This window comes from Rhizobium sp. BK289 (assembly GCF_014193575.1).
Lineage (GTDB): Bacteria > Pseudomonadota > Alphaproteobacteria > Rhizobiales > Rhizobiaceae > Rhizobium > Rhizobium tropici_C.
Map to the genome: position 1 here is coordinate 456,292 of NZ_JACHZO010000004.1, position 17,047 is coordinate 473,338.

Consider the following 17,047-nt stretch of genomic DNA (forward strand, 5'->3'; position numbering starts at 1 on the left):
AATGGCCGATAATCGCGATCGATCGCTTTGAGCGTACGGAAGCAATTTCTATGAGCAATGGCCGCAACAATCGAGGGAGCAACCTTCCGTGCGGAAGGCGGCCTGTGCGTCCATCCAGATAGGCAGGCTCACCGATCTAAGAGCTTATTATGGAAACTATTTTTCCACTTGAACTTCTTTGTTGTTCATATCGCTGACGGCCGATTTCGCGCTTTCGGATTCCCGGCTTGTTTTCAGATCATTCTCGTCGAAGGCGTATCGGCGTAATAAGGCGAAAAGTGCCTCGTTCATATGAGGCCCATCCAACAGCTCGGGATTATCACAGATAACGTTGATGGTCCGCCGCACAACGCGATCTGCCGCGGCCTCCGATTCGACGAATTTACCTGCCCATTTCAGCAGGATAGGGCGAAGGTCACGATCCAGCGACATGTCTGTCGATCTCGAAGGGGGCATAGAGTTCCTCGTATTCCCGGGCGACCGGCTTACACTCTGTCCTGCGATCACAAGCGCCTGAGATGTGATGGCGGTATGTTCCATACTACGCGTTAAATGGCAGGAGTCCACTTGAGTGCCGCATTTTGTTGCGGTGCACACGCGGTGGAATGCTCGACAAGGCAACGGCCGCATCATGACCACCCGCCTCCACCCTTCGCGGGAGCTTCCGGCTCCTTGCATCGGACGAACCGCTTAACGGAGGCATTGGCGCGCTATGTCTCACTGTTCAATGGACGCGATTGGGACAGTCCGCGCGCGCTTCTGGCAGATGACGTCAAACTGCATCAGTCCGCGTACCCGGTTCGCGTCGGCTCGGCTGACGTTGGAAACTTCTTCAGCATCTATGCGGAGATTGAAGGTGTGTGGCTCGTGCCGGCTTGGCTTGGCGGACGGGAAGTCGTCGCTGTCTTTTCCGATCGGGCGAATGCCACGCCCGACTATTTCATGTGGCTGGAATGGCTCGACGGCCGGATCAGCTTCATACGCGACTATCGTTATGTCCGCTATGTCATCGATGACACGGAATTGACCTTGGCACGGCCAGCGGACTACCAAGACGCGGAGCATCCTTCCGATTGAGGAAAGACATTCAGACTGGACTTATTCAGGTTGTGGGTTCGACCATGGCGCCCGACTGAGCCGCGTTGCGATCCAGTCTGCAAATGCACGCGTTTTCGTGGGCAGACCGGCTTTCGAAGGTGTCATGACATAGATTCCGCCCTCGTCGGGAAGCGACCATTCGGGCAGGATTCGAACGAGGCGCCCGTCGGCGAGTTCCCGCCCCACCAGCCAGTCAGTGGCGTAAACTATCCCGAGGCCTGCAATTCCAGCCTGGACAAGGGTTTCGGCATCATCCGAGGCCATTGGACCGGAAACTGGCACAACACGCTCACCGCGCTCGGCATTGTCGAACTCCCAGACATGCGGGTTCGCTTTACCCGTGAAGCGTAGGCACGCGTGGTGTACGAGCTCGTCGGGGGTCCGGGGCTCTCCCCTTTCTCTGAGGTAGCTGGGAGCGGCGCATAGAAGACGACGACGGTCTGCGACCTTGCGTACGATCAGCCGCGAATCCGCAAGGCTTCCGAGACGAATAGCCAGATCATAGCCTTCGCCGATCAGGTCCACGTAGGCATTCGAAAAACTGGCCTCAATGGAGACAAGGGGATGCTCGCGCAGAAAAAGCGGTAATAGCGGCGCGATCCATTGGCGGCCGAATGCGGAGGGCAGAGCCAGCTTGATGGAACCGCGTGGCTCGCCTTCAGCAAGAGCGGCCGTCTCGAGCTCCGCTGTCTTGAGACTATCGAGGAGTGGCCTGATCCGCTCAAGATATGCCCGGCCTGCTTCGGTCAATACAACCTTGCGGGTGCTACGCTCTGCCAGGCGGACACCAAGCCGTACCTCGAGAGACTGAACACGCCTTGAGACAGCCGTCGGATTTCGCCGCAGTCTCTGGCCAGCCGCAATAAACGACCCGCATTCCGCGAGCGCTACGAAGGCGGATATGTCTCCAAGATCGGGATTGCTTATCCATTCCTGCATAATACGCAGTTCTAAACCGCCATATAAGGCAATTCAAGGCGGAGGAACGCAGTATTAGATTTCAGCTGGAGCTAGATTTCGGCTGAAAGGAGCCATCATGCATCAGATCGAACTCACGGGACCCGGACTCGATAACTTCCAGCATCGCCAGAGACAGGAGCCATCCGCGCCGTCCAGAGGGCAGGCGCTGGTCCGCATGCGGGCGGCAAGCCTGAATTTCATTGATCTTGCTGTTGCGCAGGGCAGCTATCCCGGCATCAATTATCCGCTGGTTCCCATCGCCGATGGCGCCGGGGAGATTATCGCGATCGGGCCGGAGGTGACCAACCTGTCCGTCGGTGACCGAGTGGCGCTTCACCCCAAGATTCTCTGGCACGCTGGTCGTGCGAATGCCCTGCAGGCGCGCACCATGCGCGGAGTGGATCAGCCCGGCTCGCTGTCCGAGTTCGCGACGGTGGACACGGCAACGCTTGTCAGGGCAGCCGATCACCTGACATGGGAAGCGATCGCGACCTTGCCCATCAGCGCTACCACATCCTGGAACGCGCTAGCGACGGCCGAGATCGGGCCGGGCTCGACTGTCGCACTGCTTGGCACTGGTGGCGTCTCCATCTTTGCGCTGCAGCTTGCCAAGGCGCGCGGTGGGCGGGTCATCATAACCTCGTCGTCGGATGAAAAGCTGGATCGCGCGCGAGCGCTCGGCGCCGATGAGACCGTGAACTATCGAAGCAATCCCGAATGGGACAAGGAAGTACTCGACCTCACCGGGGGCGTAGGAGCTGACCTTGTGCTCGACACGGTGGGCAGCTCGACCTTTGCGCGGTCCCTGGCCGCCGTTCGCCAGGGGGGCGTGGTCTACACAGTGGGTTTCGTGACGGGTTCGAAGCTCGAGCTCGATCTCATGCCGTTGATCGTCAAGGCAATCCGCGTCGTGGGAAACAACACCGGGTCCGTGGCCAATCTCTCGGATGCGGCAGCCGCAATCGCCGCCCATCGAATCGAACCGGTGATCGACCGGGTCTTCGGGATCGCGGAGCTCTCCGATGCCTACGCGGCCCTTGCCGCCGGCGGTCACGTGGGCAAGCTTGCAATCCGCCTGGATTGGTAGGCGGACCCAGAGGGTCCGGCGAACCTTGGATGTATCGTGATGGTTCTATTCGCTGTGACCGGGACTGCACACCAAGAGCGTTTCCAGGAAAATGCGCGGTAGTTTTCCGTCCGGAATTGCGAGCAGACAAAAGGATAGAGCGGCTCAGAGGTTCCGTGAAAAGCTGAGCCGCTCCAGCGGTTGGAGCGTGGCTGAGGTTAGGCTACCTCCTCCGAAAGCCGTTCAAAAATCGGCTTCAGCCGAGGATGGCGCCCGGCCGGTGGATGCTGGATTTCGATCAGGCGTCCCGATTTCTTCTGGCGTTTCACCCACTCGCGCAGGGTTTCGGCACTCGTATGGTCAAGATAATGCAGGCGAGTGCCCGCAATCCTGATCTTGCGTCCCTCGGGAAGCGCTTCCAGCATATTGAGCAACGTGGGAACGTCTCTGCAGGTCGCCACGCCGGCGAGATCGAGATGAATGGTTTCCTCATCTTCCAACCTGTCGATCGCAAGCTTGCGACGAAGATATGGAAAGATCTCCAGTATGGACAGAGCCAGGCCAAGCGCCACGCCGACGAGCAGGTCCTGGAGCACCACCATCGCCACCGTCGCGGTCCAGATCCCCACGGGAACCCAACCGTGGTGCTCGAAGAGATGGCGGACGTGATGAAGGCTGATCAACCGCCATCCCGTCACCAGCAGAACGGCGGCAAGCGCCGTCAGCGGCACCATTACGAGCAGCTGCGGCAGAAACGCCACGAGCCCGAGAATCCAGACGCCGTGCAGAATGGCCGATGCCCGGGTGCGCGCGCCTGCCTGAATGTTGGCGGAGGATCTGACGATGACGCCCGTGATCGGCAACGCACCAAGCAGGCCGCAAAGTCCGTTGCCGATGCCTTGCGCGAACAGCTCCTTGTTGAAGCGGGTCCGCACGCCATCATGCATGCGATCGACGGCCGCGGATGACAGCAGCGTTTCCGCACTGGCGATCACCGCGATGACCAGCGTCGCCACGATGATACCGGGCTCGATCATCCTAGCAAAACTCTCGAGCGTCGGCAGCGAAATGCTTTCGATGAGAGAGGACGGCACCTCCACCCGGGCGATCGGCAGCTGCATCCCGGCCGTCAATATCGTGCCAACCGCAACCCCCACCAGAGCGCCGGGTACCAGCGTCAATGGCTTCGGCCTGAACTTCTCCCATGCGATCATGGCCAGCAAAGAGATCAATCCCACGAGGAGAGCCACCGATTCCCGGGTCAATCCCGCACCCCATACGCGACCGAGGGTCTGCTCCATGGCGGTGACGTTCTCGATGCCTCCGGCAGCAGGTCTCGCCCCCATCAGCACATGGACTTGTCCGAGAATGATAAGGATGCCGATCCCGGCGAGCATGCCGTGGACCACCGCAGGCGAAATGGCCCGAAACCACGATCCGATCTTCAGGAAGCCGGCAAGGACCTGCAACAATCCCGCCACGATGAGAACCGGCCCTAGCATGGCAACGCCATATTGCTCGACGAAGCTGAAGACGATCACGGCCAGACCGGCCGCCGGCCCTGACACCTGAAGTGGAGATCCGGCCAAAAGGCCGACGACGATGCCGCCGACAATGCCTGAAATGAGGCCCATCGCCACCGGAACTCCTGACGCCACCGCAATCCCGAGGCAAAGTGGTATGGCGACCAAGAATACGACGAGCGACGACGCGAAGTCGCGCGAAAGAGCAGAGCTTGACATCATCGGCCTACTCCGCGGCTTGAGGGATCACATGCGGACGACCGCGCCCGGTGACAGCGACAGGCAAGGGCCTGTCCTCGAGGATTTCCGTGAAGCGAGCCGCCCCACCGTCATAAACAAGCACCTCTCCTGTCTCGATATCGAAGAACCAGCCATGCAAAGTGATGTCACTGGTCGCCAGCTTGGCGGCGACGGAAGGATGGGTGCGCAGATGGTCCAGCTGGACGACGACATTTTCCATGGCGATGGCGCGAACCCTTTGGCGCTCGGGCAGATCGGCGGGATAGGCTTCGCAAACAATCGAATGGGCCGCATGACTGTGTTTCAGCCAGGCAGCGACATTCGGCATCGGCTTCAGAAGATCGGGATGGCAGAGCCCTTTCATCGCACCGCAATCGGAATGCCCGCAAACGATGATGTCACGAACGCCGAGCGCCACGACGGCATATTCGATCGCCGACGATACACCGCCATTCGCCGTGGAAAACGGCGGAACAATGTTTCCGGCATTGCGGCAGACGAAGAGTTCGCCGGGGCCTGATTGCGTGATCGTTTCGGGCATCACCCTGCTGTCGGCGCAGGAAATCATCAGCGCGTGCGGCTGCTGCCCTTCTTCCGCCAGCCGGCGGTAAAGTGCCTGATGATCGGGAAACACGGCACCGCGAAAGCTGGAGATTCCTTTGAGCAAATCACCCATTGTCGAGTCCTTGTGATGGGCCGGACGGCAGGCAGGGGGCGTACCCATGCCCGGCGGGTTGGAATGCGCGATCATTTCGCAAGTGCGAGATAGGTACGGGTGGCGGGAAGAAAATAGCGAGATCGGATTTAGTCAAATCTAATTTATAAAAATCTTGTGAGTGGATTGTGAGATGACTTTAGTTGCTCCGGCAATCTCTATGCGTTCGCCACCATCGATCCGAGCAATCCCGTCCCGGCAATTCCGGATTTGCGGCGTTCCACATCAGAAGCGGAGGGCATCTCATGACCGGAGCCCGGCGATCCCGAGCCGGATTGCGGCCGGGATATCTACCTTGAGAACATGCTATAGCGGTTGAGAAGAAGAAAGACCGTGCGGTGGCCAGCGTGCCGTCGTCAATTGAGCATCAGGCGCCATGTCGATGTGCGTGCTTCTTGGCTCGATTGCCGCAGGTAGCCATGTCGCACCAGCGACGCGAAAGATTCTTCGTGCGGTCGATGAACAACCATTGGCAATCGTCTGGCGGACATTGCTTCAGCCGGGATAATTCGTCGCCGCGAAGCAGATCCAACGCGGCCCAGGCGATAGTGCCGACAATCTGATCAATGCCCTCAAATTCGAGGATTGCGGGAACTCCCGAGACAGTAGCGGACTGCAGGGCGCCCGCAGCTAGATCGCGGATGATGTCGAAGGCAGATGAGGGAGGTTCCCTACCCTGCGCAATCGCAGCGCCAGCCTCACCTATCGCTGAGCGCAACGACGGGTGCGGTTGATCAACATATCGCATTCGCTCGCATCTATGGCGTAACTGCCTGCAACCAAACCGCCTTCCTTTGCCCACGCCACAATGTCCTCGGCGCTTGCCAGATGATCGATCTCGCGATCCCTACCACACCAGGACACGGTATTGGCGAGATCCAGCGCGATGTCGCCAGCGATGCGATGCAGGAAGGACATGGGCTCAGCCCCCGGCCTTTTTGCGATGCTTCCTCTTGTGCGATAGCGCGACGTCAGGCCCAGATCAGCGACATGCCGATCAACGCAGGTTCTGGTCGTCGACTAGGATGCGGTGGATTTCGATTTGCTCAGGCAATTCCATCAGCAGTTCGGCATCACGGTCGAGGTGATGCACCTTGGTGGGTTCGCCCTTGGTGAAGGCGGTCATCGCCTCGATGTCGTGCCAATAGGAGATGGTGGTGAACCAAGTCTCGTCCTTACGATCCTCGCGGAAGAGCTGAACGCCGAGTGCAACCTTCTGAAGTGGCGGAATGCCTTCAGCTCGTATGTAAGGCTCGTAGATATCGGCGATGTCTCGACGCGTGCGGCCGCGCCAGATGCGTGCAATGGTCGGCTTCGTAACCATGATTGGGCTCCTTTCGGTGACGTGCCAGTGACTCCTCAATAGGTTGGGGTTTTAGTGAAGCGTTCGGGAGAGATCGCGGATGAGCGGCAGAGCGTCATCGAAGTGTGTTTCCAGCAGCCAGTGACCGGCATCCTCAATGAGATGCAGTTCCGCCTCCGGCACATCGCGAAGATAAGCGCGGGCCGATTCCGCCGGCATGTAGCCGTCCTGCGGCCCCCAGACGAGCCGGCATGAGGCGACGGAATTGAAAGGACGAACATGGATAACCATGCGGCAGAAGCAGGGCTGGAGCATCTACCGGTCCGGCTTCGCGGATAAAGAGGTTTCGATTACCAATCCTGCCATGTCGATGTCGTGTCACCTTGCCATGCATGGCTCGCATCCCCATGAATGGAACCATCTAAATGCAGTTAGACCGTTCCGCGTTCCATCTTGGATGAGAATGCGCGGTCGTGAACTGGAGAAACAGATCGTGCGGAGCGGTTCCGCGGCGGGTCAACAGGGGCGAGCAGACCTTCATTCACTCTGCATGCACCATCTCGACAGTAGGCTGTTGCTATCGTCCGTTTCGGGCATGATGACTATTCGAAATAGCCGCGAGAGACAGGGCCGCACCGGCAACCGCCGGAATGGGATCAGCCGTCGCGCGCCCTCACCGCCCATGAGGCGGTATCGTGGTCGGGGTGCTGGTTGTTGCTTCCCTTGATCGCCGCGGCCCAATCGACGCCGTTATTCTCAGTCGCGCCGGTATTTTCTATGCCTGTGATCGTATCGAACCATGTCACCATGTTCTCGGTGCAGGTATTGGCGTGCGGCGCGAAGGCGTTGGGATCGTCAAGCGAACCGATCATCAAATTGGTGCGACCGTTTTCGAGGTGGTGGAAGAACAGCGGCGTGCCGCAATTGGCACAAAAACCGCGCTCGACAAGTTCCGAACTCTTCCAGACGCTCGGTTTGCCGCGTGTCCAGGTGAGCGCATCATCCGGCGCCGCGACCAGCGCGGCAAAGATGTTGCCCGAGGCTTTCTGGCACATGCGGCAATGGCAGAGATGCGAATTGTCGAGCATAGCGGTTGCGTGGTAGCGCACGGCACCACACTGGCAGCCGCCACTCACCTCCATCTCGATGCGCTTCATGTTTCTCCTCCGTCATGACGCGGTTTGATCTCTTTTAGGTTTTCGTCGTTTGATCGTCCAGCGGAAGGACGGACCGGCCACGTCTTTTCGACCTGCAGCCCACAACTTCCGCGTCAACCACCGCTTAAGCGGTGGCCGAAGTTCGCAGAGACTGTTGGGTCGCACCGGCCTGAGCCAACATCGACGCTGCACAAAACTCAGCCGTAGAATGTGGGTCCGCAGGCCGACAGGACACACCGCGATGCGTCCATGCCTGATAGTGCCGGTTGCTTCGAACCGTGGATGGCCGCCCTTATCGCTTCGGCTCGGCTTTCCCATTGCGGAATGCCGCCTCGCCTGCGTCCGATACCTCTGCCCATCGCGCACTGGGTGTTACCTCGGTCTCGTAGTTATCATTCCAGTTCCACCATTTATACGGAGGCTCCTGCGGATAACCTGCCGGAGAATCCTCCCAGATTTCCTGTCGCCCAAGCGGGGTTAGATCGAGATAGCTCCAAACGGTGCCCAATGCCTCGTCGCCGCGATTATCGGTGAAATAGGTACGGTAGATCTGGCCGCCGTCGTGAATGAAGACATTGTGACCATGCCATTCGTCGACCCCGAAATCTCGATCGAAGTCGTCTGTGATCGTGTACCAGGGGATGTGTTCCCACCCCATGCGCGTCTTCAGTCGCCTGATATCCTCTTGTGATGCGCGAGACGCGTAGACGAGAGTGGTGTCACGTGCGTTTAGATGGACCAGATTGGAAACCTGGTCCGCGCCAAGCGAGCAGCCGCGGCAGGCATGATCGGGCCAACCGAAGACCCCAGGCTCGAAGAAGGCGCGATAGACGATCAGCTGTCGGCGCCCTGCGAAAAGGTCGTGCAGGCTGGCTTTGCCGTCGGGCCCTTCAAACACATAATCCTTTTCGACGGCCATCCAAGGCATCCTCCGGCGCTCGGCGGCAAGCGCATCACGCGCCCTGACATGTGCCTTTTCCTTGATCAGCATCGCCTGCCGCGCCGCGCGCCATTCGCTGGCCGAAACGACGGAGGGATGATTCGGGAGGGTTCTGGTCAATTCATTGTCGGTGTTCATGAGCTTCTCCTTTCACGCTGAGTTGCCATTAGGAGCTGTGATCCAAACGGTCGCCATGAAAGAATTACCGCCGAATGGCGAGAGGCCGGGAGTAACAATTCTGCCGGGATTCGCTTGGTGGACAACCGGCGTCGGCAGGAGAGGACTCGCCTTTCTCCAATTGATACGCTATGCGTAGCATATGGCGAAAGATCTTGATCAAGAAGCTCTCTTCCTGCTCCGTGCCGTCCTCGCGCTCGGGCGGCGCTTGCGCTCGGAGCGCCCGGAAGGCGCGGTGACGCTGGCCGCGATCAGTCTTCTTGGAACGCTCGGTCGCCTTGGACCAACGCCGGCCGTGCAACTGGCCGCCGAGGAGCGCCTTCAACCTCAATCTCTGACGCGGATCATTGCCGGTCTCCAACGCGACGGGCTGATCGAACGCCGGAGAGACCCGACCGACCGGCGAGCGTTGATCATCGCTCTGACGGAGAAGGGCAAGACCGTGTTCGCGGACGATTTACGCGCGCGTCAGGCGTGGTTGCGCGATGCAATGCTGGGAGCGCTTTCAGAAGAGGAGCGCACGGCTTTGATCGCGGCCGCCGACATCATGCTCAAGCTGGCCTTCGATGGCCATGGCAAACGGGATACGGGGCTTCATGACTCGCTGGATCGATAATGCCGTCTTCTGGCATCTCTATCCCCTCGGTTTCGTAGGGGCCGCGCAGCATGCGGAAACCGGCCTTCGTCATCGTCTCGCCCACATCGTGGATTGGCTCGATTATGCGGTCGCGCTGGGGGCATCAGGTCTCCTGTTGGGACCGATCTTTGCCTCATCGACGCACGGCTACGACACGATAGACCATTTTCGGATAGATCCTCGCCTGGGAGATGGCGGGGATTTCGACCAGCTCATCACCGAGGCGCAACGATGCGGATTGCGGGTCGTTCTCGATGGTGTCTTCAACCATGTCGGAAGGGACTTTCCGCTTCTCCGGGCAGCTCTTGAGAGCGGCCCAACTTCCGTTGAAGCGGGCTGGTTCCGCTGGCTCGGCGGCGCGGACAGCGCAGGCGAGCCCGATTATGCGACGTTCGAAGGACATCACGCACTGGTCGCACTCAATCATGAGTCACCGGATGTCATCGCCTATGTGACGCGCGTGATGAACCACTGGCTGGACCGGGGCGCCTCTGGATGGCGGCTCGATGCAGCCTATGCAGTCCCTCGGCCGTTCACCTTCGTTGGAAACCATGACGTGACACGACTGGCGAGCCGGCTGACCGACGAACGGCACCTTGCCCACGCCTTGGCACTCCTACTGACCATCGGCGGTACGCCAACCATCTAAGCGGGTGATGAGCAGGCCTTTCGAGGTATCAAGGAAAACCGGGCGGGCGGCGATGATGCGGTCCGGCCTGCCTTTCCCTCGACGCCGGAGGGTTTGGCACCGTTCGGCTGGTCGACTTACCGACTTCATCAGCAGCTCATAGGCCTTCGCCGTCGTCACCCCTGGCTTTTCAAAGCCAGAAGCCGCAAGATTCACCTCACAAAGCGGGAGGCCGTCTGGGCCATGGAAGCGGACGACAACAGCCTTCTCGTGGCGCTCAATCTCAGTGATGGCGACGCCATTCTCTCTGCGCCGGGTGGCGGCGATGTGCTGGCCGGAGCTGCCGAGGTGAGAACGACCTTTCCCGGTCGCGCAACGTCGGTCCGACTGCCATCGCACGGATGGGCCGTGCTCGCGGCTTCGAGGCGCAACTGAAAACTATCTCCTGGCAGACCTGCCAGGGGTCTCCTCCTCGGCGCCGGTCCTGAACTCGCCGAGAGCTCCACCCGTCGGTCATAGCGGTGAGAACCGGCACCGGTGCGAGCCATATTGCACCACGGGAGAGCTCTGCAGGGACATCGACGTTGCTCAACTTCCGCGCCCGATGTCGCCGCGCTTGAGAGCCAAGGGTTATGATGGCGCCGAGAATATGAATTTCTATTAGTTGCATTTTACAAGTAAATGATCGACATTATGCCTCATATCCCATGCGCATCACGCCAAAGCAGGCACTTGCCTGGATTCCAGCTACAAAGGATGTGAGATGACCGCAGCCCTCTTTCTCGCGACCGTACTTTTCTGGGGTTCTGGCGCCATTGTGACGTCCCTCCAAGCAAGCGCTTCTGCTCCCGAATTGTCGGTCGCAATCCGCATGTTTCTCGTAGGGTTAGGCATGCTCGGATTTTCGATCGCCACCGGCAGACCGATCACGATAGCCCGCAGCGACCGTCCTTGGGTGGCGTTGCAAGGCGTGTTGTTTTTCGGACTTGCCTTCATCGCCTTTTATAAGGCGACGAAGGGTATTCCCAGCGGGATTGCAGCTTTGGTGCTATCGAGCTCCTCGCTGTTCGCGGCCATCGTCAGCCGATTGCTTCTGAATCTGCGGATAAGCCGCCGCGCGACGATTGGTATAATTTGTGGTCTCCTGGGTCTTGGCATCGTCGCCGCCCCACAGATCTTCGCGCTGCATCTCAACCCGCAAACCGTGATGGGCTTCATCTGGGCAGGCGTCGCGGCGGTGGCGACGGGTGCGGGGACAGCGATTGCTGCACGCAACCAGCGGCGCGGCCTGCCGATCCCGGTGCTCATGGGTTGGGGCGCATTGTGCGGATGCGGTTTCGGGGTCGCCTGGGCGGTCGTCGTCGGCACGTCTCTTACGATACCTGTCACCGCTGGCTATCTGGCGCAGCTCGCCTATCTCGCAATTGTCGCCTCCTGCGTTACGTTTCTCATGTATTTCACGCTCATCGAGAAGGTCGGCCCTGCACGGGCGGCCTATGCGCTGACAGTTGTTCCGATTGTGGCCATAACGATCTCGGTCATCTTCGAAGGCCTGCACATCGATACCCGTCTTGCCTTTGGTGGCGCGACAATCCTTCTTGGCAATATCCTGGTGCTCAACGCCTGAAACTGGGCAATCACAATGCCATCTGCGATCGGGCCTTACCCGTCACAGAGGCTGGCGTGTTGCGATAATGGTCCCACTGTAGTTTCGCAGTTCACCCCTGCAGTTGCGACGCGCTGCCGCCGTTGTGAAGAATATCCCTCAGAACCGGCTATTTCCTCGGCTAAAGTGCCTCCAATCGGAGCGATTGCCCAAAGTTTATGCATGTCTAAATTACTTGCAAATAGCAATTGATTTCCTAGCAAATCTATGTTGTAGTTTTAATCATAAGAGGTAAATCGCACCGCGATTACCCGTATAACTAGAATCTAGGGAGATGTCCGAACCGCAACAATTTTGGAAGGCATATGTCATGTATATGTCCTCGACACCGATCGAATCTGAGGTCGTCTTTTCCGGCCGCCGCTCGGCGACCTACCGTGATGCACTCCATCTCTTTCCCGATGCCTGGCTTGACGATATTGCCGCCATGCGCCGCTTCCTGCAGCCGATCGACGGCCGACGCGTCTTGGAAATCGGCGCCGGCAACGGTCATTTCAGCCGCGCGATCGCCGAAGATGTCGGCCCTGCCGGCTTATTGGTCGCGACCGATCCGTCCACCGAGCAGCTTGAGGATCTCGAACTCGAAAGTGACGGCCGGATCAGGGTCTTCGGTCAGGCAGCGCACATGCTCAACCTGCCGATCCGCGATTTTGGCATGGCCTGGTCGCGCGGCGCCGTGCATCATATTTCCGACAAGACTGCCGCCTGGAAGGCGATCGCAGCCCATATGCGGCCCGGCGGCAAGCTGGTGATTGCCGACATCTTCGCCGGAACGCGGCTTGCCGCCTATTTCGACGATTTCATCGCGCTGAGTTGCTGTACCGGCCACGAGGTCTCTTTCCTTTCGCGGGAATTTGCAACGAGCCTGTGCGCTCTGACCGGATGGGACAAGCCTCAATTTACCGATGTCACCACCCGCTGGCGCTTCGACACCAAGGCGGATCTTGGACATTTTCTACGATTGCTGTTCTCGGCGACCGAGATCTTCACCGATGACGACTGCCTTGTTGCAGCGGAACGCCATCTTGACATCGTTTCCGACGGCAACGGCATCGCCCTGCTTTGGCCGATGACGGTGATGGAAACAACAAGGCTGCCGACCGCAAATTAATCATGGATGAGCGATGACAGGCGCTCGACGCGGGACGGCACAATACCGCCCGCGGCGTGACCTGGCGTGCACAAATTTCCTTCGGAGATCGCCTATGACTTCGACCGCCGCAAACCCTGGGTCTAAGACCCCTTCCCCCGCGATCCCTTTCGATCCGAATGCAAGCGCATCGCATCCGGTTGGCACGAAACTCGGCTTGGACACAACAGTCCATAAGGTCGGCTATAACGGTCGGCCCGGTGCATTCGCGGATGTTGCCTGCCGGACAGCGTTCCCATCCGCGGACCGCATTGCCCTGCCGAGCTTGGAGACCACGATCGCCAGCACCGTCCGCGGTGAAGTCGACCGGATCCTCCTACCATGCGAAAACAGCCTGGTCGGGCGCGTGCCGGATGTGCACAGAATCGTGCCCGACAGTGGTCTGCATATCGTCGGCGAGCATTTTCAGCGCGTCGAACATTGCCTGATGGCACCGGCGGGCGCATCGCTTGCAAGCATCAGGCGGGTGCGTTCGCATCCCGTGGCACTTGGTCAGGTCAGCCGCCTTATCGCAGCGCTCGATCTCGAGGCCATCGCCGCGCCGACGACATCCCACGCCGCCGAGCTGGTGGCCTCTTGTGAGGATCCGAGCGAAGCCGCGATTGCTTCGGATCTCGCCGCCGACCTTTACGGATTGGATATCCTCAAACGCAATGTCGAAGACGATCCGCATAACACGACGCGGTTCTATGTGCTGTCTGCCGAACCTCAAGCGGCCGAGCAGAAAACACAGCTTCTGACGACGATCGTCTTCCGCACACAGAACCGGCCGGGCTGCCTTTACCACGCCATTGCCGGATTTGCCGAAAACGGCATCAACATGACCAAGATCGAAAGCTACCTTGTCGGCGGGCAATTCGTGCCGTCCCGCTTCCTCTGCGAGTTCGAGGGCGATCCGGCCACACCGGAGGTGGCCGATGCGCTCGATACTCTCGCCCGCCATGCTCGGGAGCTGGTCGTGCTCGGGACATTTCCGATGGCGAGCCGCCATCTGCGCAACCGCAGCGAGGAACATCTCTCGTCAGGGGGGACCAAGCCTCCGGCCGCCTTTCGATGGTCCGATAGCCAGCAGGAGGCGGGACGATGACGACCGCAGTGAACCACTACGGACGCCATGGCGATCTTGTCGACGCCGCAATCACGAAGTTGAAGCTGCATTTTGGCGATCGGCTGACAACGGCGCCGGCCGTGCGTGACCAGCATGGCCATGACGTAAGCTGGTATCCGTCCTATCCGCCGGACGCGGTCGTTTTCCCTGATACGGCGGAGGAAGTATCGCGTATCGTGGCGACCTGCCACGCCTTTGACGTGCCGGTGATCCCGTTTGGGACCGGCACGTCCTGCGAAGGACATGTTGCAGCCCTCATGGGTGGAATATGCATCGATCTCTCACGGTTGGATCGGATTTTGACGATTCGACCGGACGACATGACGGCGACGGTCGAGGCGGGCGTAACCCGCAAGCGCCTGAACGCTGAACTGCGCGATACAGGGCTGTTCTTTCCCGTCGATCCCGGCGCGGATGCCTCACTTGGCGGGATGGCCTCGACGCGCGCCTCCGGCACGAATGCCATGCGTTATGGCACGATGAAAGACAACGTCGTTTCACTCGGCGTCGTCCTGCCCAATGGTGATCGGATCCGCACCGCAAGCCATGCTCGGAAATCGGCTGCCGGCTACGATCTGACACGTCTCTGGATGGGATCGGAAGGCACGCTCGGCATCGTAACCGACGTCACCGTCAAATTGCATCCGATTCCGGACCACATCGTTGCGATTTCGGCGAGTTTCTCCACGCTGGAACAGGCGGTCGGCTTCGTGCTTGTTGCGACCAGGCTCACCGACACCCTGGCACGCATCGAACTGCTCGATGAACTGCAGGTCGAGGCCGTCAATCGCTATTCAAAACTCTCCCTGCCGGTCGAGCCAACGCTTTTTATCGAACTGCACGGCAGCCGCGCGGCGGTCGAGGCCGCCTTGCCGTTCATCGAGGAGGAGGCGCGTGCCGCCGGCGCCAGTCGGTTCGATACCGCCGTATCGGCGGAGGCCAGGGGCCGGCTCTGGCAGGCACGCCATGATATCTGGTGGGCCAATCTTGCGCTACGTCCGGGCGCAAGTGCCCTTCCCACGGATAGCTGCGTCCCGGTATCGCGGCTTGTCGAGGCCATACTCGCCGCCAAGGATGACGTGCGGGATCTTGGCCTCCTCGCACCGATCTGCGGCCATGTCGGTGACGGCAATTTCCATCTTTGCGTCCTCTTCGATCCCGCCGATGCCGATGAGCGCCAGCGGGTTGAGGCTCTGACCAAGCGTCTCGCAGCCCGCGCCATCACGCTGCAGGGAACGTCGACCGGCGAGCATGGGATAGGCCACGGCAAAATAGCAGCGCTTGTCGCGGAGCACGGGCCTGCCATCCGGGTCATGGCCGCGATCAAACGCGCCATCGATCCTCACAACATCATGAATCCTGGCAAGATTTTCAATCTCGCCGAGGCGCCGCCTTTCAATTGAGCGAGATCCATAAACCAGGGAGGTAGTGAGAATTTATGTCCAATCCGCATGGTCCGGCATCGATCGCCGACTTCAGAACCGCCGCGCGGCGCGCATTGCCGAAAATGGTGTTTGACTTCTTCGACGGCGGCGCCGGCTCGGAGTTGACGCTGCACGAAAACCGTGCGGCACTAGATCGGATCCGTCTCGTCGGCTCCGCCCCGGTCGACGTCGGCCTTCGCTCTGCCGCCATCTCGCTCTTTGGCAAGCCGCTCACAATGCCAGTCATCATCGGACCGACCGGACTGGCAGGCGCGGCATGGCCCGCAGGCGACCAGGCGCTGGCCCGGGCCGCCGGACGAGCGGGAATCCCCTTTGTCATGAGTTCGGCGGCCAGCGCGACCATGGAAGCCGTGGCCGCCGCCGGCGAAGGCAGGAAGTGGTTTCAGCTCTACCTGTTCCGGGACCGCGAGGTAAGCCTCAGGCTCCTGAAGCAGGCCGAAGCGCTGGGCTTCGAAGCGCTCGAGATTACCGTCGACAACGCCATTCCCGGCAGACGGTTGCGCGATGCCCGCAATGGCTTTTCGCTGCCGTTCCGCTGGACGCCCAGAAAGCTCCTGAGCCTTGCGGCCCATCCCGGATGGGCCTTGCGAATGGCCATGACCGGCGCTCCACGCCTGAAAGTCATGGAAGCCGGGTTCGACCTCAAATCCGCAGGAACGATTGCCGAGGTGATGGAACAGCAGCTCGACCCGACCGTGTCCTGGGACGATATCGCCTTCATACGGGATCGCTGGAAGGGACCGCTGATCCTCAAGGGATTGCTCAATCCGAGGCAGGGCAGCCGGGCAGCCGAGCTTGGGCTTGACGGCATCGTGGTCAGCAATCACGGCGGCCGGCAACTCGATGGAGCCGTCGCGAGTATCGACATCCTGCCGGAATTCGTCAGCGCCGTCGGGGGCAAGCTCGCAATCCTGGTCGACAGCGGCTTTCGCAGCGGCACCGATGTTGCCAAGGCGCTGGCGCTTGGAGCAACGGCCGTGCAGCTCGGACGTGCGACACTCTACGCCTTGGCGAGTGGCGGCGAGAATGCCGTGTTCAGAGCCCTTGCCATCATCGCCGCCGAACTCGACGTCGCCCAGGCAATGATGGGTGCGCCCACCATTGCCGATCTTCGACCTTCCAAGCTTCGCCTTCCTCCAATGCTGTTGCGGCCCGAGCAGGTTTCCGCCCGCGAACCCATGTCACCCCGCCCGCAGTCACCATTTGCCGCCTGACCCGTCATTGCCAAAACCTT

At 60.1% G+C, this 17,047-nt stretch carries 17 protein-coding genes and 3 pseudogenes; 10 read left to right on the forward strand and 10 right to left on the reverse strand.

Translation table 11 applies throughout. From position 1 onward, the window contains the following. Positions 1-156: 156 nt before the first annotated feature. Positions 157-432, reverse strand: a complete 276-nt coding sequence (locus tag FHT84_RS10620) for a hypothetical protein (RefSeq protein ID WP_169645462.1) — start codon at positions 430-432, stop codon at positions 157-159. Between the two features lie 261 nt (positions 433-693). Here FHT84_RS10620 and FHT84_RS10625 point away from each other — a divergent pair. Next, a pseudogene (locus FHT84_RS10625) lies at positions 694-1,077 on the forward strand (RNA polymerase sigma factor); the annotation flags it as partial. 21 nt (positions 1,078-1,098) lie between these two features. Here FHT84_RS10625 and FHT84_RS10630 read toward each other — a convergent pair. Continuing rightward, positions 1,099-2,037: a LysR family transcriptional regulator gene (locus tag FHT84_RS10630; RefSeq protein ID WP_112345535.1), complete on the reverse strand. Its 939-nt coding sequence runs from the start codon at positions 2,035-2,037 to the stop codon at positions 1,099-1,101. Between the two features lie 97 nt (positions 2,038-2,134). Here FHT84_RS10630 and FHT84_RS10635 point away from each other — a divergent pair, with 97 nt between their 5' ends. Further along, positions 2,135-3,145 (forward strand): NAD(P)-dependent alcohol dehydrogenase, encoded by a 1,011-nt coding sequence (locus FHT84_RS10635; RefSeq protein WP_112345534.1) that lies wholly within the window; start codon positions 2,135-2,137, stop codon positions 3,143-3,145. A 197-nt stretch (positions 3,146-3,342) separates the two neighbouring features. Here the strand turns inward: FHT84_RS10635 and FHT84_RS10640 are convergent, their stop codons facing one another. From FHT84_RS10640 to FHT84_RS10670, 8 genes and pseudogenes are all read right to left on the reverse strand, one after another. After that, positions 3,343-4,869, reverse strand: a complete 1,527-nt coding sequence (locus tag FHT84_RS10640) for a SulP family inorganic anion transporter (RefSeq protein WP_183762130.1) — start codon at positions 4,867-4,869, stop codon at positions 3,343-3,345. 4 nt (positions 4,870-4,873) lie between these two features. Beyond that, entirely contained in the window at positions 4,874-5,563 is a 690-nt protein-coding gene (locus tag FHT84_RS10645) for a carbonic anhydrase (protein ID WP_112345532.1), read from the reverse strand. Between the two features lie 406 nt (positions 5,564-5,969). Further along, a pseudogene (locus tag FHT84_RS31415) lies at positions 5,970-6,170 on the reverse strand (CGNR zinc finger domain-containing protein); the annotation flags it as partial. A 134-nt stretch (positions 6,171-6,304) separates the two neighbouring features. Continuing rightward, on the reverse strand, positions 6,305-6,520 hold the full coding sequence (locus FHT84_RS31280) for an ABATE domain-containing protein (RefSeq protein ID WP_210209449.1): 216 nt from the start codon (positions 6,518-6,520) through the stop codon (positions 6,305-6,307). 79 nt (positions 6,521-6,599) lie between these two features. Continuing rightward, complete coding sequence (locus FHT84_RS10655) at positions 6,600-6,926, reverse strand: hypothetical protein (RefSeq protein ID WP_112345531.1); 327 nt, start codon at positions 6,924-6,926, stop codon at positions 6,600-6,602. Positions 6,927-6,977: 51 nt separating this feature from the next. After that, a pseudogene (locus FHT84_RS10660) lies at positions 6,978-7,151 on the reverse strand (alpha/beta hydrolase); the annotation flags it as partial. Between the two features lie 410 nt (positions 7,152-7,561). Continuing rightward, on the reverse strand, positions 7,562-8,062 hold the full coding sequence (locus FHT84_RS10665; RefSeq protein ID WP_112345530.1) for a GFA family protein: 501 nt from the start codon (positions 8,060-8,062) through the stop codon (positions 7,562-7,564). A 292-nt stretch (positions 8,063-8,354) separates the two neighbouring features. Continuing rightward, positions 8,355-9,140 (reverse strand): DUF899 domain-containing protein, encoded by a 786-nt coding sequence (locus FHT84_RS10670; RefSeq protein ID WP_112345529.1) that lies wholly within the window; start codon positions 9,138-9,140, stop codon positions 8,355-8,357. A gap of 181 nt (positions 9,141-9,321) precedes the next feature. On the opposite strand from FHT84_RS10670, the gene FHT84_RS10675 reads away from it, so the two are divergent. The 8 genes from FHT84_RS10675 (at position 9,322) to FHT84_RS10705 (ending at position 17,027) form a co-directional block, all read left to right on the forward strand. Beyond that, complete coding sequence (locus FHT84_RS10675; protein WP_112345528.1) at positions 9,322-9,795, forward strand: MarR family transcriptional regulator; 474 nt, start codon at positions 9,322-9,324, stop codon at positions 9,793-9,795. Further along, positions 9,776-10,465: an alpha-amylase family glycosyl hydrolase gene (locus FHT84_RS31420; protein ID WP_246698499.1), complete on the forward strand. Its 690-nt coding sequence runs from the start codon at positions 9,776-9,778 to the stop codon at positions 10,463-10,465. The genes FHT84_RS10675 and FHT84_RS31420 overlap by 20 nt, the downstream gene beginning before the upstream one ends. A gap of 93 nt (positions 10,466-10,558) precedes the next feature. Then, the gene (locus FHT84_RS31425; protein WP_246698498.1) at positions 10,559-10,879 is read left to right on the forward strand and encodes a DUF3459 domain-containing protein; all 321 of its coding nucleotides are present in this window, start codon (positions 10,559-10,561) and stop codon (positions 10,877-10,879) included. Between the two features lie 328 nt (positions 10,880-11,207). After that, the gene (locus FHT84_RS10685) at positions 11,208-12,071 is read left to right on the forward strand and encodes a DMT family transporter (RefSeq protein WP_169645471.1); all 864 of its coding nucleotides are present in this window, start codon (positions 11,208-11,210) and stop codon (positions 12,069-12,071) included. A gap of 349 nt (positions 12,072-12,420) precedes the next feature. Then, positions 12,421-13,221 (forward strand): class I SAM-dependent methyltransferase, encoded by an 801-nt coding sequence (locus tag FHT84_RS10690; RefSeq protein ID WP_210278826.1) that lies wholly within the window; start codon positions 12,421-12,423, stop codon positions 13,219-13,221. A 196-nt stretch (positions 13,222-13,417) separates the two neighbouring features. Beyond that, the gene (locus FHT84_RS10695) at positions 13,418-14,347 is read left to right on the forward strand and encodes a prephenate dehydratase domain-containing protein (RefSeq protein WP_246698497.1); all 930 of its coding nucleotides are present in this window, start codon (positions 13,418-13,420) and stop codon (positions 14,345-14,347) included. Then, on the forward strand, positions 14,344-15,771 hold the full coding sequence (locus FHT84_RS10700) for an FAD-linked oxidase C-terminal domain-containing protein (RefSeq protein WP_183762135.1): 1,428 nt from the start codon (positions 14,344-14,346) through the stop codon (positions 15,769-15,771). The genes FHT84_RS10695 and FHT84_RS10700 overlap by 4 nt, the downstream gene beginning before the upstream one ends. A 35-nt stretch (positions 15,772-15,806) precedes the next feature. Beyond that, the gene (locus tag FHT84_RS10705; RefSeq protein ID WP_183762139.1) at positions 15,807-17,027 is read left to right on the forward strand and encodes an alpha-hydroxy acid oxidase; all 1,221 of its coding nucleotides are present in this window, start codon (positions 15,807-15,809) and stop codon (positions 17,025-17,027) included. The last annotated feature ends 20 nt before the right edge of the window (positions 17,028-17,047 follow it).

What these genes read in the sequence shown, in the direction of transcription:
- FHT84_RS10620 (WP_169645462.1), bottom strand. Translation starts at nt 432, where the DNA reads ATGTCGCTGGATCGTGACCTTCGCCCTATCCTGCTGAAATGGGCAGGT.
- FHT84_RS10670 (WP_112345529.1), bottom strand. Translation starts at nt 9,140, where the DNA reads ATGAACACCGACAATGAATTGACCAGAACCCTCCCGAATCATCCCTCC.
- FHT84_RS10700 (WP_183762135.1), top strand. Translation starts at nt 14,344, where the DNA reads ATGACGACCGCAGTGAACCACTACGGACGCCATGGCGATCTTGTCGAC.
- FHT84_RS10665 (WP_112345530.1), bottom strand. Translation starts at nt 8,062, where the DNA reads ATGAAGCGCATCGAGATGGAGGTGAGTGGCGGCTGCCAGTGTGGTGCC.
- FHT84_RS10675 (WP_112345528.1), top strand. Translation starts at nt 9,322, where the DNA reads ATGGCGAAAGATCTTGATCAAGAAGCTCTCTTCCTGCTCCGTGCCGTC.
- FHT84_RS10640 (WP_183762130.1), bottom strand. Translation starts at nt 4,869, where the DNA reads ATGATGTCAAGCTCTGCTCTTTCGCGCGACTTCGCGTCGTCGCTCGTC.
- FHT84_RS10685 (WP_169645471.1), top strand. Translation starts at nt 11,208, where the DNA reads ATGACCGCAGCCCTCTTTCTCGCGACCGTACTTTTCTGGGGTTCTGGC.
- FHT84_RS10690 (WP_210278826.1), top strand. Translation starts at nt 12,421, where the DNA reads ATGTATATGTCCTCGACACCGATCGAATCTGAGGTCGTCTTTTCCGGC.
- FHT84_RS10630 (WP_112345535.1), bottom strand. Translation starts at nt 2,037, where the DNA reads ATGCAGGAATGGATAAGCAATCCCGATCTTGGAGACATATCCGCCTTC.
- FHT84_RS10655 (WP_112345531.1), bottom strand. Translation starts at nt 6,926, where the DNA reads ATGGTTACGAAGCCGACCATTGCACGCATCTGGCGCGGCCGCACGCGT.
- FHT84_RS10635 (WP_112345534.1), top strand. Translation starts at nt 2,135, where the DNA reads ATGCATCAGATCGAACTCACGGGACCCGGACTCGATAACTTCCAGCAT.
- FHT84_RS31280 (WP_210209449.1), bottom strand. Translation starts at nt 6,520, where the DNA reads ATGTCCTTCCTGCATCGCATCGCTGGCGACATCGCGCTGGATCTCGCC.
- FHT84_RS10705 (WP_183762139.1), top strand. Translation starts at nt 15,807, where the DNA reads ATGTCCAATCCGCATGGTCCGGCATCGATCGCCGACTTCAGAACCGCC.
- FHT84_RS10645 (WP_112345532.1), bottom strand. Translation starts at nt 5,563, where the DNA reads ATGGGTGATTTGCTCAAAGGAATCTCCAGCTTTCGCGGTGCCGTGTTT.
- FHT84_RS31420 (WP_246698499.1), top strand. Translation starts at nt 9,776, where the DNA reads ATGACTCGCTGGATCGATAATGCCGTCTTCTGGCATCTCTATCCCCTC.